Origin of the sequence: Bacillus cereus (assembly GCF_025917685.1) — a bacterium.
GTDB lineage: Bacteria > Bacillota > Bacilli > Bacillales > Bacillaceae_G > Bacillus_A > Bacillus_A cereus_AT.
In genome coordinates this window covers 3,339,511-3,355,228 of record NZ_CP089518.1, presented here as the reverse complement: position 1 = coordinate 3,355,228, position 15,718 = coordinate 3,339,511, and the positions used below count along the sequence as shown (strand labels likewise).

Sequence of the window (15,718 nt, the reverse complement as noted above, 5' to 3'; positions counted from 1 at the left end):
AGAATTTGAACATTATATGGAATTTTTATGAATATTACTGTAAGAAAATAATTTTTTAAAAATTTTTAATAATAATACTTTACAAATTTTAAAAAATTAGTAGAATAAGAATTAGTAAGAATCGTCTGATAAATATATAAAGAAAAACAGAATTATCAGAAAATTCTTGATTAGATATCGTTTAGAATTAGGGAGGGTACAAAAAATGAAAAAGAAAAAAATGAAAAAACTAACGGCAGTTGTAGTACCGGTTTTAGCAATGAGCATGGCACTAACAGCATGTTCTACATCAGGCGGAGATAAAAAGACAAGCACAAACTCAAGTGGAGATAGCAAGTCAGAGGGAAAATTAGCGGCAAAACAAGTGTTGAATCGAACAGTAAACCAAGAGATTCCAACGATGGATTCTTCTAAATCAACAGATACAGTATCTTCACAAATGCTAGGGAATACGATGGAAGGATTATATCGTCTTGATAAAAATAATAAGCCTATTCCAGCTGCAGCAGAATCTAGCACGAAAAGTGAAGATGGTAAAAAATATACATTTAAACTACGTAAAGATGCAAAATGGTCAAATGGAGATCCAGTAACGGCGAAAGATTTCGTATATGCTTGGCAACGTCTATTAGATCCAAAAACAGCTGCTGAGTATGCATTTATCGCATTCCCAATTAAAAATGCAGAAGTGGTTAATAAAGGTGAAAAACCTGTAGCTGAATTAGGAGTGAAAGCGGTAGATGATCTTACGCTTGAAGTTGAATTAGAGCAAGCGGTACCGTACTTCTTAAACTTAGTAGCATTCCCATCGTACTACCCATTAAATGAAAAATTCGTAAAAGAAAAAGGGGAGAAGTTCGGTATAGAGTCTGATACAACAGTTTATAATGGACCGTTCGTTCTTAAAGATTGGAAGCATGAACAAGGATGGCAATTAAAGAAAAATGATCAATATTGGGATAAAAAGACTGTAAAACTTGAAGAAGTTAACTTCAGTGTTGTTAAAGAACCAGCAACTCTTATCAATTTATATGATAGCGGTCAAGTTGACTTTGCTTTATTAACTGGAGAGTTCGTAGATAAATATAGAAATAAGAAAGATGAATTCGGAACATATTCACAAGTGAGTACGTATTTCATTCGTATGAACCAAAAACGTGATGGACAAGATACACCATTAAAGAGTAAAAAGCTACGTGAAGCAATTGCACTATCAGTTGATAAAAAGAATTTAGCAAACGTAATTTTAAATGATGGATCAAAAGAAGCTGACTTCTTAGTACCAAAAGGTTTAGCAACTGGACCAGACGGTAAAGACTTCCAAGAAACTTTTAAAAATGGTTTAAAACCAAATGCTAAAAAAGCTGCTGCAGCTTGGGAAGAAGCGAAAAAAGAGCTAGGTAAAGACCAAGTTACAATTGAATTCTTAAACTATGATACTGGTAATGCGAAAAAAGTTGGAGAATATATTAAGGACCAAATTGAGAAGAACTTAAAAGGTGTAACAGTTAACATTAAACTTCAACCATTTAAGCAAAAACTAAAATTAGAATCTGAGCAACAATATGATATTTCATACGGTGGTTGGAATCCAGATTATGCAGATCCAATGACGTTCTTAGATATGTTTGAGACTGGACATTCTCATAACCAAATGAGCTTCTCTGACCCTAAATATGACGGCATGGTGAAAAAAGCTGGAACGGAATTAATGAGCGATGCAAAGAAACGTTGGGAAGAGTTAGGAAAAGCTGAAAAAACATTACTTGAAGAAGATGTAGCGATTGTACCTTTATATCAACGTGGAGATTCTTATGTTTTACAACCAAATGTAAAAGGTGTAGTAAAACATAATATCAGTCCAGAATTTAGCTTTAAGTGGGCATACGTGACTGAAAAATAATAGAGTTAAAAAAGCATTTTAAAGTAGCTTAGCTACTTTGAAATGCTTTTTTTAGTGAGCTAAAAATACTAATTTTTAGTTCAGTTAAATAGAGAAGAACAAGGCGTATAGTATGTACATATAGTAGATGGGGGATAAATCATACTAAATTATGAAGATAAAAATCAGAATATTTAAAATAAAACTATTTACAAATGCGAAAAAAAGAGTAGAATAACATTAGTTATAATTTTCTGAAAAGTAAATCATTAACAAGGGGTCTCTCAAGGGTTGGTAATGTACATATAATTAGGGAGGGTATAAAAATGAAGAGAAAAAAGATGAAAAAGTTAACAGCGGTTGTAGTGCCGGTTTTAGCGATGAGTGTTGCATTGACAGCATGCTCTGGATCAGGTGGGGAAAAGAAAACGACTACTACATCTAATAGTGGGGAAGAAAAAAAATCTGATATTAAATATGCAGCGAAGCAAGTATTAAATCGTACGGAAAACCAAGAAATTCCGACGATGGACACTTCTAAATCTACTGATACTTTAGGGGCACAAATTTTAGGGAACACGATGGAAGGGTTATATCGTCTTGATAAAGATAATAAGCCTATTCCGGCTGCTGCAGAATCTAGTACGAAAAGCGAAGATGGTAAAAAATATACGTTTAAACTGCGTAAAGATGCGAAATGGTCAAATGGAGATCCTGTAACAGCAAAAGATTTCGTGTTCGGATGGCAGCGCTTACTTGATAAAAATACAGCTGCAGAATATGCATTTATTGCTTACTATATAAAAAATGCAGAAGCGATTAATAAAGGAGAAAAACCTGCAACAGAATTAGGAGCGAAGGCGGTAGATGATTACACGCTAGAAGTAGAATTAGAAAAACCGGTACCGTACTTCTTAAATTTATTAGCATTCCCGTCATACTATCCATTAAATGAAAAGTTTGTAAAAGAAAAAGGAGATAAGTTTGGTTTAGAAGCAGATACAACGGTGTATAACGGGCCATTCGTTATGTCCTCATGGAAACATGAACAAGGATGGCAGTTGAAGAAAAATGACAAATATTGGGATAATAAGACTGTGAAATTAGAAGAAATTAATTATAGTGTAGTAAAAGAAGTTGCTACGAAAGTAAATTTATATGATACAGGATCAATTGATTTCACACTACTATCAGGAGAGTTTGTAGATAAATATAAATCGAATAAAGATGAATACGGTGAGTATGCAGAATCAAGTACATTCTTCTTACGTTTAAATCAAAAGCGTAACGGACAAGATACACCGTTAAAGAGCAAAAAGCTTCGTGAAGCAATTGCATTATCAGTTGATAAAAAAGGTTTAGCAAACGTTATTTTAAATAATGGATCAAAAGCAACAGATCAATTGGTTCCAAAAGGGCTTGCGGCAGGACCGGATGGAAAAGATTATCAAGATACATTTAAAAATGGTCTGAAATACGATCTGAAAAAAGGCGTAGCTGCTTGGGAAGAAGCGAAAAAAGAACTTGGAAAAGATCAAGTTACAATCGAATTACTAAGCTATGATGATGGAACTGCGAAAAAGATTGCTGATTATGTAAAAGATCAAATTGAGAAGAATTTAAAAGGTGTAACAATTAACACGAAAATTCAACCATTCAAACAAAAATTAAAATTAGAATCAGCACAAGACTATGAAATTTCTTATGCAGGTTGGAGTCCAGACTATGCGGATCCAATGACGTTTATTGATATGTTTGAATCGAAGAGCCCATATAACCAAATGAGTTATTCAAACCCGAAATACGATGAAATGGTACAAAAAGCAGGTAATGAATTACTGTCTGATCCGAAGAAACGTTGGGAAGCGTTAGGAAAAGCAGAAAAATTATTCCTTGAAGAAGATGCTGGATTAGTTCCTTTATATCAAACAGGAAGATCATATGTAATGAAACCGAATGTCAAAGGAATTGTGAAACACAACATCAGTCCAGAATATAGCTTTAAGTGGGCGTATGTAACTGAGGATGGCGGAAAGAAATAATATGAAAGCATTTCAAAAGTGGTTAATATGCTTTTGAAATGCTTTTTTTAGTATAAGGAGGATAAGGCTTATTGAATTTTTGAGAAACGTTGAGGACACATTTTAAAGTTTACTGTAGGATATTAGAATAAAATTCAACGGTTGGAAAGATAAATGATAGTAAAAGATTTCATATGAATAAGGAAAATATAGAAATTAGCAATAGAGAAGAATAAGGATGGGGATGTTTACATATAGTAGATGGGGGATAATTCATATAGTAGTAATAGTAAAATAACAAGTTACTATCATAAAAAAATAAATATTTAGAAAATTTACAAAAATACTTTACAAAACTCGAAAAAACAGTAGAATATTAATTAATAAGAATTTTCTGATAACGAAAGTTAATAGAGAATCTCTAAATGTTAATATCGTACATATAATTGGGGAGGGTACAAAAAAATGAAGAGAAAAAAGATGACAAAATTAACAGCTGTTGTAGCACCAGTTCTAGTAATGAGTATGGCATTAACAGCTTGCTCTGGATCAGGGGATAAAGAGAAGGCAAGCACAACGCCGAAAAGTGGCGAAAAAGAAGGCGGAAAATTAGCTGCAAAGCAAGTACTTAATTTAACAGAAACTCAAGAGATTCCATCTATGGATTCAGCAAAAGCGACAGACCAAGTATCGTTTCTTGCTTTAAACAACGTAATGGAAGGTTTATATCGACTTGATAAAGATAATAAAGCAGCACCAGGGGTTGCTGAATCATATAAAAAGAGTGATGATGGTAAAAAATATACATTCACATTAAATAAAAATGCGAAATGGTCAAATGGAGACCCTGTAACAGCGAAAGATTTCGTGTTTGCTTGGCAACGTGCGGTAGATAAAAATACAGCAGCGGAATATGCATACATTATGTTTGATTTAAAGAACGCAAAAGCAATTAATGATGGGAAAGCACCACTTGATACGTTAGGTGTAAAAGCTGTAGATGATTACACATTAGAGGTAGAATTAGAAAATCCAGTTCCTTACTTTGTAGAATTAACTTCATTCGGAACATTCTATCCGTTAAATGAAAAATTTGTAAAAGAAAAAGGAGAAAAATACGGTTTAGAATCAGATACAACGTTATACAACGGACCATTTACATTAACAGACTGGAAACATGAAGAAGGTTGGAAGTTAAAGAAAAATGCACAATACTGGGATAATAAAACAGTTAAGTTAGAAGAAATCAACTTTAACGTAGTAAAAGATAGTGGTACACGTGTAAACTTATATGAAAGTGGACAAATCGATCGTGCTGCACTTGCATCTGAAATGGTTGACAAATATAAATCAAATCCAGACTTCTTTACACAAAAAACACCGTCAACGTACTTCTTACGTTTAAACCAAAAACGTGGTGGCCAAGATACAGTGTTAAAGAGTAAAGATTTACGTTTAGCGATTGCGATGGCATATGATAAAAAAGGTTTAACGAATGTTATTTTAAATGACGGATCTACACCTGCAGATTACTTAGTGCCAAAAGAATTTGCGAAGAGTCCAGATGGAAAAGACTTCCGTAAAGAAAATGGAGATATTTTAAAAACAGATGTGAAAAAAGCAAAAGAGCATTGGGAAAAAGCGAAAAAAGAACTTGGAAAAGAGCAAGTAACTGTAGAGCTATTAAACTATGATAGCGATAATGCGAAAAAAGTAGGGGAGTTCTTAAAAGGAGAGCTTGAGAAGAACTTACCAGGATTAACAGTGAATTTGAAAAATCAACCGTTTAAACAAAAATTAAAATTAGAATCAGATCTAGATTATGATTTATCTTACGCTGGTTGGGGACCTGACTACTTAGATCCAATGACATTCATTGATATGTTCGTTACAAATGGACCTCATAACCAAACTGGATACTCAAATCCGAAATATGATGAAATTGTAGAAAAAGGTAAAGGCGAGCTATTAACGAAAACGAAAGAGCGTTGGGATAGCTTACTAAAAGCTGAGAAAATGCTACTTGAAGATGCAGCAATTGCACCGTTATATCAACGTGGTGATGCCCTTATTCAAAGACCGAAAGTAAAAGGTATTATTCATCACCCAGTTGGTGGAGATTATAGCTACAAATGGGCATATATTTCTGAAGATAAGTAAGAGAGAGGGCGCGCGATGCGCCCTTTTTTTTATGCACTTTTCTCCCTTCCTGGAATATATAAAATAAAAAAGGGAGAATTTCATGAAACGAAACACATACATCGATTTTCTAGCTTATTACGGAATAGGGAGTGCCCATCCTGGTGGTTTTACGTTAACAAAACAATTGCTATCTCAATTGCCACTTAGACACGGAGCAAATGTTCTTGAGATAGGTTGCGGCACGGGGAAAACAGCGGCGTATATGACAAAAGAATTGGGTTATAAAGTGACAGCGGTTGAAAAGAATGAAATTATGATTCAAAAAGCGAAAGATAGATGGTTGTTTGATGGTTTAAATATACAATTGATTCAAGGCGATGTAGAAGGATTACCGTGTTTAAATGATTCATTTGAGCTTGTACTTGGAGAATCTATACTCGCTTTTACAAATAAAGAAAAGGTTATTTCGGAATGTTATCGTGTATTACAGAAGGATGGAAAGCTTGTTGTCATTGAAATGATTATTGAAAGTCATATTGAGAAAAATGAGGAAGAAAAAATCGTACAATTATATGGCATGAAAGAATTATTAACTGAGAATGAGTGGGTTCATTTATTTAAAATGGCAAATTTCAAAAAAATCACAATTGCTGGTGGCGGAACTATTGCACAAACAGTTGCAGGACATATGGAGGAGCCAGAGTGGAATGTATCATCATTTATTCCAGAAGAGCTGTATGAGGCGTGGGTACAGCATGAACAAGTACTACTTATGTATCAACATATTTTAGGGCATCGTATTTTTATATGTGAAAAATAGAAAAGAGAGTTGGCTAAAGATAGTCAACTCTTTACTATGTTAGATGAAAAATAATGCAGCTAAAGTAATTCCAAAAATGAAACCAAATCCGAGTTCAACGCCCCAGCCGCCACCCCAGCCGCCGCCACAACCACGGTCACAACCACGGTCACAGCCGCCGCCGCCGCCCCAGCTACCGCCACATCCGAAGCCACAGCTGTCACATCTACTAAGACCACCGCAAATATCACATCCACCGTTTGAATATGAGTCATAGTATCCAAATCCTGTATCAAAAGATGAACGCCCTTTTACCGGTTCGATCCAAACAGAATCATTTGTCACGTCTACTATTTTACCTAAATGGATGCGACCGTCACGATCTTCAATTCGAACTACTTTTCCGAAATAACGTTGGCATGTATCATAACATTTTTGTCTATGCATGTTCTTTCCTCCTTCCCATTACAGTAATACGATATGTAAGCGGGACAAGTGCGGCTTGTATGAATGACCTATCTATCATAATTGTTATAGGAAAGGGGAAATATATGAAAAGGATATATAGTGAGGAGGAAATGAAATGAAATCTACAGACCAATTTCAAACGTACGAAGTTCCTTGGGAAGAATTTATTGAAGCATTGCGGGGGGAAATAAAGAAACAAGTAGGGGCGGATATTATTGATACGGTCATATGTAATTTGAAGGATGGTTTTGAAGTGTATACATATGTGCAAGGAGATTTAGATTTTGAATATAAGGAGGCGCTTGAAAGAAAATACGGAAGCGATGCGAAGATACCTAACTTACTAACTGTTATGCTGTTAGCTAGTATTTACAATACAAGTGAAGAGAATATACGTTTACATGCAGATCAGAAGGAAAATCCGATTGTTGAAGTGTATGTGAAGAAATAAAGAGTGCGCTAATTATAGCGTGCTCTTTATTTTTTGTATTGAAAAGAAAATCAAACTTTAATGGTGGAATTTATAGCGGGAAAAGTATGAAAGCTAGGGGATATTGCAGATATATAATAAGGAAAAAACTCGAAATAAAATATGGAGTATTTTATTTTTGTTTACATAATGTGATTGTTGTGAACTGTTGTCCTAAAATACAAGTCATATATCTTGTTTCCTCTCATAAATTTAAACATAGGAATTTGTCTACAAAGGTGGCGAAGCCTCATCATGAAAATTCGAATTTGTGCCACGTTCATGTTGTTTCTATTTATATGTTTACCTTTTTCAGCTTTTGCAAAAGGAGAGGAGGCAAAGGAAAGGGTCGTTTCACTTGTATATGATGATTCGGGCAGCATGAGAAATAACGATCGCTGGAAGTATGCCAATTACGCTTTGCAAAGTTTAGTTGCGCTATTAGATGAGAAAGATAAATTTTCTTACGTTCCAATGAGTAAACCAAATGATCCGTTAAACATTTCGTTAACAAAGGATCGAAGGCAAACAGAAATTGATGGGATCGGCGCGTGGAAAACATATTTAAATACTCCATTTAGCGCAGTAGAAACGGCGATGCAATCTATAAAAAAGGAAGCAGATATAGATGGAAAACGTGAATTTTGGCTTATTGTATTAACTGACGGGGCATTTAATGATTTGGAGAAAGATAAGGTTGGCGGAAAAGAACAAATTACGCAGAAGCTAGCACAGTTTAAGAAAGAAATGGATTCTAAAAAGATTTCTTTACACCCAGTCTTAATCACGATGGAAGAGGATTTAGGGCAGCAAGAAAAAGAGCAGTTAAATACGTTTAAAGAGATTTGGAAAAAAGAAATGAATGGAGTTGTCATGCCGTCTAGCGGTGAGGACGGCATTGTAAAAAGTGTAAATCAAGTGGCAGCATTAGTTGCCAATCGTGATCCATTTTCCTCAGTTGAATCGATTGTAAAAACGAAAGTAGTAGGGAAAAAAGTAGAGATTACAACACCGTTCCCATTAAAGCGTATGACGCTTGTACGACAATCATCGTCTTTGTCCAATTATAAAGTTATGCAAATTTCTAAACCGTTACAAATGCAGTCTTCTTTTTCCATACATGCACCAGGAGAAGCTAAATTATTCGGAAATATAGTACATGTAAGTACAGCGAATCAGGAAGTGATTAAGCCAGGGACATATACGATAGAAGTGGATCAAGATATTGAGAAAGAAGGATTACAAGTACTTGTTGAACCAGCGCTCAATTATACTGTTTCTACGTATGACAAAGATGATAAAGATAGAAAAAATGTTGAGAAAATGTACGAAGGAGTAACGGCTGTTATTGAAGCAAAACCTACGGAGCTACCAATTCAAATTTCTTATTTTGAAGCAGAAGTAGAAATAGACGGAAAGCAGTATCCGATGAAGTGGGATGATAAAAGACATGTGTTTTATTATGAAACAAAAGTTGGCAAAGAGTTAGTACGTGGAAAAGTTCATATGAACATAAAGGGATTTTATAGGCAGACGAAAGAATTCAAAATTGATACATCCGTAAAACCGAAATTAACACTTCAAACTGTTACAAAAGGTTATGAAGAAAAGGTAACAAATTTGGAAAATAGTAAACCATTTATTTTACAGCCACAGTTAGATGGTAAACCGATGACAGAAGAGGCTGTAAAGAAACTATTAAAATCTACTGGTGTCACATCCAATCAATCAATCAACTATGAAGTAAAACAACATGATAATCAAATTTACGTTTATCCTCGACCTTATTACTCCGACACATTCAATTTTACAGATACAGGCACCGTAGAAGCTACCATCACGATTAATGATTCAAAATTACAAGAAGTAAAGGAAAAGATTGTACTTCACATAGAAAATGCGCCATTTTTTGAGAAATATGCGCTCATTTTTAAATTTGTAATTCCTATCACTTTATTACTTTTAATAGTGGGAATTATTATTTTAGGATGGATTGTTCGTCCGAGATTTCACCGAAAAGCATTATTATATTATGAATGGGATCAAGAAGTAGCGAAAGATTGGCTGTATCAATCCGAACCAGAATTACTTAAAAATAAATGGTGGAAGCACTATTTTGGCATTCCATTCCGAGCAGAAAGAAAGACGGTGCAATCTGTAACATTAATAGCGAAAAAAGGATCGAAATCTATATTTGTAGCGAAAGAGTCACAAGTAGTTGGGATGATTATTGATGGAATGTTTATAACAGAGGATGAGGTTGGAATGGAACATAAGACACTATATCCAAATGAACTTTTATTAATTGATAGAGGATATGGTAAAGAGATTTATAGGTACGAGTGTGAATAGTAGATAGGGAAAAGAGGAGGGGTTTTAGTTTTCTTTCCCCCTATCTTTTCAAACAAGCAAGAATAGGAAGGTGGTTCACATGACATTACAAGTTCCAACGATATTAATTGGTTTAGGTGGAATCGGTAGTACTGTGACACATCAAATATATGAAAAATTACCAGAAGAGCGCCGAAAAAAGGTAGCAATGCATGTATTTGATACAGATGTGAATACATTGAGTAAATTTGATCATATTCGTAAGTTTAAGACGCAAACGAGCTCGAGTAAAACGCCGCGAGAGTATATTGCGGGAGATCCAACGATTCCGGAGTGGTTTCCGATGGACCCGACTATACTTGATAAACCATTAACAGAAGGGGCCGGACAGTTGCGCGTCATTTCACGTTTAGCGTTACGTGCAGCGATGAAAGAAGATAAGCTGACATCGTTTTGGCAAGAAATAGAGAAGATTTTTCCGGTTACAAGTGATCAGACAGAATATGGTGTACGTGTCATTATTGTAACGTCACTAGCTGGCGGAACAGGTTCAGGGATGTTTTTACAAATCGCATTATATTTGCGTGAAATGCTTCGGAAAAAGTTGCAGCATCACAACATTTTAATTCGCGGCGCGTTTTTAATGCCAGACGTTTTAGTGAAGACGAGAACGGTTAGTGCGAAAGAGTTTGAAACAGTGCAAGCGAATGGTTATGCATCGTTAAAAGAGTTGCACGCTATTACGCTCGGCTCTACTGGTGAATTATCAAAACGAGGCGGCGTCACGATTGAATTAGAATATCGTCCTGATCAAGTGGATGAAGATGGAAGAACGAATCATACGATAAAGCAGCATCATTTACCGTACAATTATTGTTTCTTATATGATTATGAAAATTTACATGGGCACCATTTGCACAATTTATCAGATTATATGGAGCAAATGGCAAATACAATTCATTTACAGTTATTTAGTCCGATGTCTGCAAATCATTTTGCACAAGAAGATAATCAAATTCAGCAATTGGCAGAATCGAGCGGGAAAGGTAGATATTGCGGAGCAGGAACGGCAAAACTTATTTATCCGTATGAGCACGTTTTGAAATATTGTGCTTTAAAATGGGCGGTTCAAGGTTTAGATGAATCTTGGCTGCATTTAGATCAACTGTTTCAAGAAAAGAAGCAAAGATACGACCAAGATGTCAAACGTGGTATGCAGCGTGAAAAGCCAGAGCGCGGGAAAAGTTATTTAGAAGATTTAGAGCATCTTGCTACTCGTCCAGAGCAGGCCCATATTTTTTATAGACAAATGTTTAATGAAACGCGTGAAGGAGCAGAGGGCGGCAAGGTCGGTGTCGCAAAGTCTAAGTTGTTTTTAGAGGCTGTTGAAAGCTATGTACACCGTACAGTGCAAAAAGATGAGGAATTAAACCGCCTGCAGCATGAGTGCAAAATATCGGCTGCGAAACTTAAAATAATGGAACAAATGAAAGGTGAAGTAGCCAGAGTTGATCATGCGGTGCGTTTATATGCGTATGCGATTCCGAGCCGTGTACATGAACATGTAACTACCCTTTTATATGATATGATCGAATCAGATCGCTTTACACCGAGTGGCTCAGAAGGACAGTCTTATCAATTAAACACATGGTTTTTAAAGAAAACAGATCCTGTCCATCCAGTCGCATCACGTTTTATGTTGTATGAAATTCGAAAGCAGTTAGTAGAGAAGATGAATCGACTACATGAAAATAATGAACAAAAGCGTAATTTAATCCAAAACTACGATAAGAAATTTAATGTGAGTAATATTGATGGAACGGTAACGGCTGTTCGCCGTGTTGAAATTGCGCAGCAACAAGGTTGGTTCGGAAAAATGCTTTATAATCAGCAACGTTTGTTCAAAAAAGAATTTGAAGATATCGTAACGCAATATGTGCACAAATTAAGTGAGTATCGTAAAGAGATGTTGTTAGAACTCGTGTATCAATCGCTATACCAAGCAGTTGATAAAATGATTCAATATTGGGAAAGGTTTTTTGATAACTTACACGAAACACGTGAAAATTTATTGTTTGAAATTCAAAAGCGAAGCAAAGAATTTGAGGGGAAAACGAACCCGACGAATGTATATGTATTAGCTGAAGAGAAATTGCAAGAAAAGATTTGGCAAGATATGCAGCAACATTTAAATTTAGGTGTATTACCGAAAGATATATCAGCAGAAATTTATATGAGCTTGTACGGGGAATATTGTCGTGATGCGAAAGCCGAAGAAATTCAGTCGAAAAAGGTTGAAGACTTCTATCGTGAACATATATTGAGTTATTGTTATGACGAACTTAAAGTGCGCTATCGTGACAAATTAGAGCTTAATATCGTTGAGGCATTGCGAAAAGAAGCAGATTTCAAGAAGCGTGACCGTGATGAATACGTTCGTGAAAAAATTGAAGATCTCTTCCATTTAGCAAGTCCGTTCGTTCCGAAAGTTTCTCATCATAGAGAATTACAATATTGGGGCGTACATCCATCTTTAAAACAAGAATTGCAAGAAGAGTTATTGCAAGAAATGTTTAAAGAAAAAGATACGGTAAACGAGGCGTTTTCACCATTTGAAGTGATTTGTTATCGTGCTCATTACGGATTATCGCTACAAGATTTTCCTAAGCTTTCATCTGGGCATATTGCAAATGGCTTTATGAATGATAAAGGTGATTACTTCCAATCGTATTATCGCCGCGTAAACAAATTAAATAGTAAAAAATCCAGTTTGACGCCGCATTTAGATAAATATTGGCACTTGCCAGCCTTTATGCCAGACTTGAATGCAACGCAAACAAAGTTAGATTACGATAAATGCAATCGTGCTCTTCTATACGCCTATATGTACCGCTGGATTAGTTTAGTTGCTGTTGATGGACAATTCGTGTATCAATATAACGGTGTCGGCCGTAGCTTTTTAATCCAGTCGATGGGGAAAAATATTTCAAGCGAAAGTTATAAGTTGCACAGAGCGTTGCTTCATAATCCGTTCATTTATGAAAACATCTTGTCCAGGTTTGAAGAAGAACAAGAAAAAGCGATGATACAAGGTGGACATTTATATACACATCCATTTGTATTGGGTGCTCAAGATATTAGATGGCTTCGTAAAGAGCATGTCCATAATATTTTAGATATGATTTTAATGTATGACCGTGAGGCGAAATATGATCTGACGTTAGAAGAAACATCGGATGAGTTGTTAAGACTATTCCTTGATGAAATTGAGCTGTATTTTCAAAATTATTACGGAACAGGTGCAGATATGGTTGCAAAGAAAGAGAAAGAGATGTTTATGAAACAATTGTGGGATCGTTCGTATGCGAAAGGGTATGTAGATCCAAATAGCGCTCCTTATAAAAAATGGCAAAATATATTACACGTTCACGATGAAGAAGAAACGCCAAAAACGAATGTATAATGAGTGAAAAGGGAATCCTTAAGAATGGCAATACAACTTTAGAAAAGAGGGATTCCGATGCCATTTTTAGGAAGTGTATATCAAATATTTGGATTGTATCCAGAAATTTATTATGGAATGATTTCCGCGGAAATTGCAGAACAACAAATGGAAGAACAAAAAGAACAAGAGAATCAAGAGACTGAATTATAAAACCATGCAGGCTACTCGCCTGCGTGGTTTTTTCGTGTTACAATAAAGCGAATTTTTTAAGGGAGAGAAAGAGATGAAATGGATTTATTTTATTATTATCAACGTTATAGCATTTAGTATGATGGGGCTTGATAAGCGGAAAGCAATGAAAAAGCAGTGGAGGACGCCAGAAAGTACGTTATTTTTATCAGCTGCAGCTGGAGGGGCGGTTGGAGCTTGGATTGGTATGTATATGTTTCGTCATAAGACACATAAAAGTAAATTTGTCTTCGGTATTCCAGTGCTCGTTATTATAACAGTAGGAGTGTTTTTATACATATAAGGGATTTGTAAGAGGAATGTCGAAAGAAATGCAGATTGAATATTGGTAAAGTAAGCATGTGAGACCTTATAATGAAGAAAAAAAGAGAAGAGGAGAAAAAGAAAGATGGGGAGTCAAACAGCAGAGCAAAAGCAGGGGATTATATATGCGGCGGGTGCGTATACGATGTGGGGAGTCCTTCCGATTTATTGGAAATGGGTGGAGGAAGTACCGGCAGATGAAATATTAGCGCATCGTATTGTTTGGGCATTTGTTTTTATGTTGTTAGTTTTAGGAGTAACAAAGAGATTTCGTCAGTTTGGTGGGGAGTTAGTGGCCCTTTTTAAACGACCTAAATTATTAATGTCATTAACAATTGCTTCGGTACTTATTAGTGGAAACTGGTTTGTATACATATGGGCCGTAAATCATAACCATGTAATCGAAGCGAGTCTTGGGTATTATATTAATCCACTTATAAGTATTTTACTTGGTACGGTTGTTTTAAAAGAGAAGCTTAATTTTTGGCAATATGTTGCGGTTGGTTTAGCTGGATTAGGTGTTGTTATTTTAACAGTACGTTTCGGATCGATTCCATGGGTTTCTCTTTCACTTGCTTTTTCATTTGGATTATATGGCTTAACGAAAAAATTATTAAATTACGACGCAACAATCGGGCTTACGATGGAAACGATGTTAGTGACGCCATTTGCACTTATATATTTGTTTATGACAGGAGTGCATGGTTTCGGTTCGTTCGGTTCTATTTCGGCAATATCAACGTTTCTTTTAATAGGTGCGGGTATTGTTACAGCATTACCACTCTTTTATTTTGCTAAAGGAGCACAACTTATTCCGCTCTATATGATAGGATTTTTACAATACATCGCGCCGACTATTAGTTTAATTTTAGGAGTGTTCGTTTTTGGTGAACATTTCACATCTACTCATATGATCGCGTTTTTCTGTATATGGGTTGCTTTATTTGTCTTTTCGATGGCAAAAACAAAGTTTCTACTACAGAAACAACCGAAATTTATTAAAAATAAATCAGCAAAAGTATCATAATGCGTAGTATTTTCTACGCATTTTTCTTTATACTTATATTATATAGAAATTCCATTATAGTCAGTGAGGAGCTGAAAAACATGGAAACAATTTTACATAATGACCCGCTAATGGCAGCTGTAATTTCTTGGTTTTTAGCACAGTTAACGAAAGTTGTTTTTAAATTAATAAAAACAGGGGAGTTTGATTTTGCTAAGTTTTTCGCTTCAGGTGGAATGCCAAGTTCGCATGCTTCGACTGTTACTGCACTTGCTACAGGTGTCGGAGTGGTGGAAGGAGTGGAGAGTCCAATATTTGCAGTTGCCGCTATTTTTGCCATTATTGTTATGTATGATGCTTCAGGGGTAAGGCTTGCGGTAAGTAAGCAAGCGAAAATATTGAATGATTTTTTTCATGGTAGACAAACAGAATATAAAAAGTTAAATGAGCTCGTTGGACATACACCGTATCAAGTTGTTGTTGGTGCACTATTAGGAATTGTTGTCGGGGTTGGGTATTGTTTGTAAGCAGAATGTGTAATACACGTTCTGCTTTTCTTTATTTTCATACATATTTAGCTAGTGTTTCGAATATCGTATACGG

The 15,718-nt window shown here is 35.4% G+C and carries 12 protein-coding genes; 11 read left to right on the top strand and 1 reads right to left on the bottom strand.

Going from position 1 to position 15,718, the window contains the following annotated elements:
• Positions 1 to 205: 205 nt before the first annotated feature.
• The 4 genes from LUS72_RS17370 (at position 206) to LUS72_RS17355 (ending at position 6,865) form a co-directional block, all read left to right on the top strand.
• Positions 206 to 1,903, top strand: coding sequence for a peptide ABC transporter substrate-binding protein (locus LUS72_RS17370; RefSeq protein WP_097829048.1), 1,698 nt, complete (start codon positions 206 to 208; stop codon positions 1,901 to 1,903).
• Positions 1,904 to 2,208: 305 nt separating this feature from the next.
• Positions 2,209 to 3,924 (top strand): peptide ABC transporter substrate-binding protein, encoded by a 1,716-nt coding sequence (locus tag LUS72_RS17365; RefSeq protein WP_141533561.1) that lies wholly within the window; start codon positions 2,209 to 2,211, stop codon positions 3,922 to 3,924.
• Between the two features lie 444 nt (positions 3,925 to 4,368).
• The gene (locus LUS72_RS17360; RefSeq protein WP_097829047.1) at positions 4,369 to 6,063 is read left to right on the top strand and encodes a peptide ABC transporter substrate-binding protein; all 1,695 of its coding nucleotides are present in this window, start codon (positions 4,369 to 4,371) and stop codon (positions 6,061 to 6,063) included.
• An 82-nt stretch (positions 6,064 to 6,145) separates the two neighbouring features.
• Positions 6,146 to 6,865 carry a class I SAM-dependent methyltransferase gene (locus LUS72_RS17355; RefSeq protein WP_097829046.1) on the top strand — a complete coding sequence of 240 codons (720 nt, stop codon included), beginning with the start codon at positions 6,146 to 6,148 and terminating at the stop codon, positions 6,863 to 6,865.
• 39 nt (positions 6,866 to 6,904) lie between these two features.
• Here the strand turns inward: LUS72_RS17355 and LUS72_RS17350 are convergent, their stop codons facing one another.
• On the bottom strand, positions 6,905 to 7,291 hold the full coding sequence (locus tag LUS72_RS17350) for a hypothetical protein (RefSeq protein WP_264447515.1): 387 nt from the start codon (positions 7,289 to 7,291) through the stop codon (positions 6,905 to 6,907).
• A gap of 136 nt (positions 7,292 to 7,427) precedes the next feature.
• Here LUS72_RS17350 and LUS72_RS17345 point away from each other — a divergent pair, with 136 nt between their 5' ends.
• From LUS72_RS17345 to LUS72_RS17315, 7 genes are all read left to right on the top strand, one after another.
• The gene (locus tag LUS72_RS17345; RefSeq protein ID WP_071747644.1) at positions 7,428 to 7,763 is read left to right on the top strand and encodes a hypothetical protein; all 336 of its coding nucleotides are present in this window, start codon (positions 7,428 to 7,430) and stop codon (positions 7,761 to 7,763) included.
• Positions 7,764 to 8,036: 273 nt separating this feature from the next.
• A complete protein-coding gene (locus LUS72_RS17340; protein ID WP_097832753.1) occupies positions 8,037 to 10,133 on the top strand; it encodes a vWA domain-containing protein in 2,097 nt (698 codons plus the stop codon).
• A gap of 79 nt (positions 10,134 to 10,212) precedes the next feature.
• Positions 10,213 to 13,575 (top strand): tubulin-like doman-containing protein, encoded by a 3,363-nt coding sequence (locus LUS72_RS17335; protein ID WP_264447511.1) that lies wholly within the window; start codon positions 10,213 to 10,215, stop codon positions 13,573 to 13,575.
• Between the two features lie 57 nt (positions 13,576 to 13,632).
• Positions 13,633 to 13,767 carry a hypothetical protein gene (locus LUS72_RS17330; RefSeq protein ID WP_002014348.1) on the top strand — a complete coding sequence of 45 codons (135 nt, stop codon included), beginning with the start codon at positions 13,633 to 13,635 and terminating at the stop codon, positions 13,765 to 13,767.
• Positions 13,768 to 13,840: 73 nt separating this feature from the next.
• Complete coding sequence (locus LUS72_RS17325) at positions 13,841 to 14,089, top strand: DUF1294 domain-containing protein (RefSeq protein WP_097832755.1); 249 nt, start codon at positions 13,841 to 13,843, stop codon at positions 14,087 to 14,089.
• A gap of 105 nt (positions 14,090 to 14,194) precedes the next feature.
• Entirely contained in the window at positions 14,195 to 15,136 is a 942-nt protein-coding gene (rarD, locus tag LUS72_RS17320; protein ID WP_097832756.1) for an EamA family transporter RarD, read from the top strand.
• Positions 15,137 to 15,216: 80 nt separating this feature from the next.
• Positions 15,217 to 15,642, top strand: coding sequence for a divergent PAP2 family protein (locus LUS72_RS17315; protein WP_070144340.1), 426 nt, complete (start codon positions 15,217 to 15,219; stop codon positions 15,640 to 15,642).
• Positions 15,643 to 15,718 lie beyond the last annotated feature (76 nt).

Excerpts from the sequence above, each read along its gene's own strand:
- LUS72_RS17370 (WP_097829048.1), top strand. The coding sequence starts at position 206 with ATGAAAAAGAAAAAAATGAAAAAACTAACGGCAGTTGTAGTACCGGTT.
- LUS72_RS17365 (WP_141533561.1), top strand. The coding sequence starts at position 2,209 with ATGAAGAGAAAAAAGATGAAAAAGTTAACAGCGGTTGTAGTGCCGGTT.
- LUS72_RS17360 (WP_097829047.1), top strand. The coding sequence starts at position 4,369 with ATGAAGAGAAAAAAGATGACAAAATTAACAGCTGTTGTAGCACCAGTT.
- LUS72_RS17355 (WP_097829046.1), top strand. The coding sequence starts at position 6,146 with ATGAAACGAAACACATACATCGATTTTCTAGCTTATTACGGAATAGGG.
- LUS72_RS17350 (WP_264447515.1), bottom strand. The coding sequence starts at position 7,291 with ATGCATAGACAAAAATGTTATGATACATGCCAACGTTATTTCGGAAAA.
- LUS72_RS17345 (WP_071747644.1), top strand. The coding sequence starts at position 7,428 with ATGAAATCTACAGACCAATTTCAAACGTACGAAGTTCCTTGGGAAGAA.
- LUS72_RS17340 (WP_097832753.1), top strand. The coding sequence starts at position 8,037 with ATGAAAATTCGAATTTGTGCCACGTTCATGTTGTTTCTATTTATATGT.
- LUS72_RS17335 (WP_264447511.1), top strand. The coding sequence starts at position 10,213 with ATGACATTACAAGTTCCAACGATATTAATTGGTTTAGGTGGAATCGGT.
- LUS72_RS17330 (WP_002014348.1), top strand. The coding sequence starts at position 13,633 with ATGCCATTTTTAGGAAGTGTATATCAAATATTTGGATTGTATCCAGAA.
- LUS72_RS17325 (WP_097832755.1), top strand. The coding sequence starts at position 13,841 with ATGAAATGGATTTATTTTATTATTATCAACGTTATAGCATTTAGTATG.
- rarD (WP_097832756.1), top strand. The coding sequence starts at position 14,195 with ATGGGGAGTCAAACAGCAGAGCAAAAGCAGGGGATTATATATGCGGCG.
- LUS72_RS17315 (WP_070144340.1), top strand. The coding sequence starts at position 15,217 with ATGGAAACAATTTTACATAATGACCCGCTAATGGCAGCTGTAATTTCT.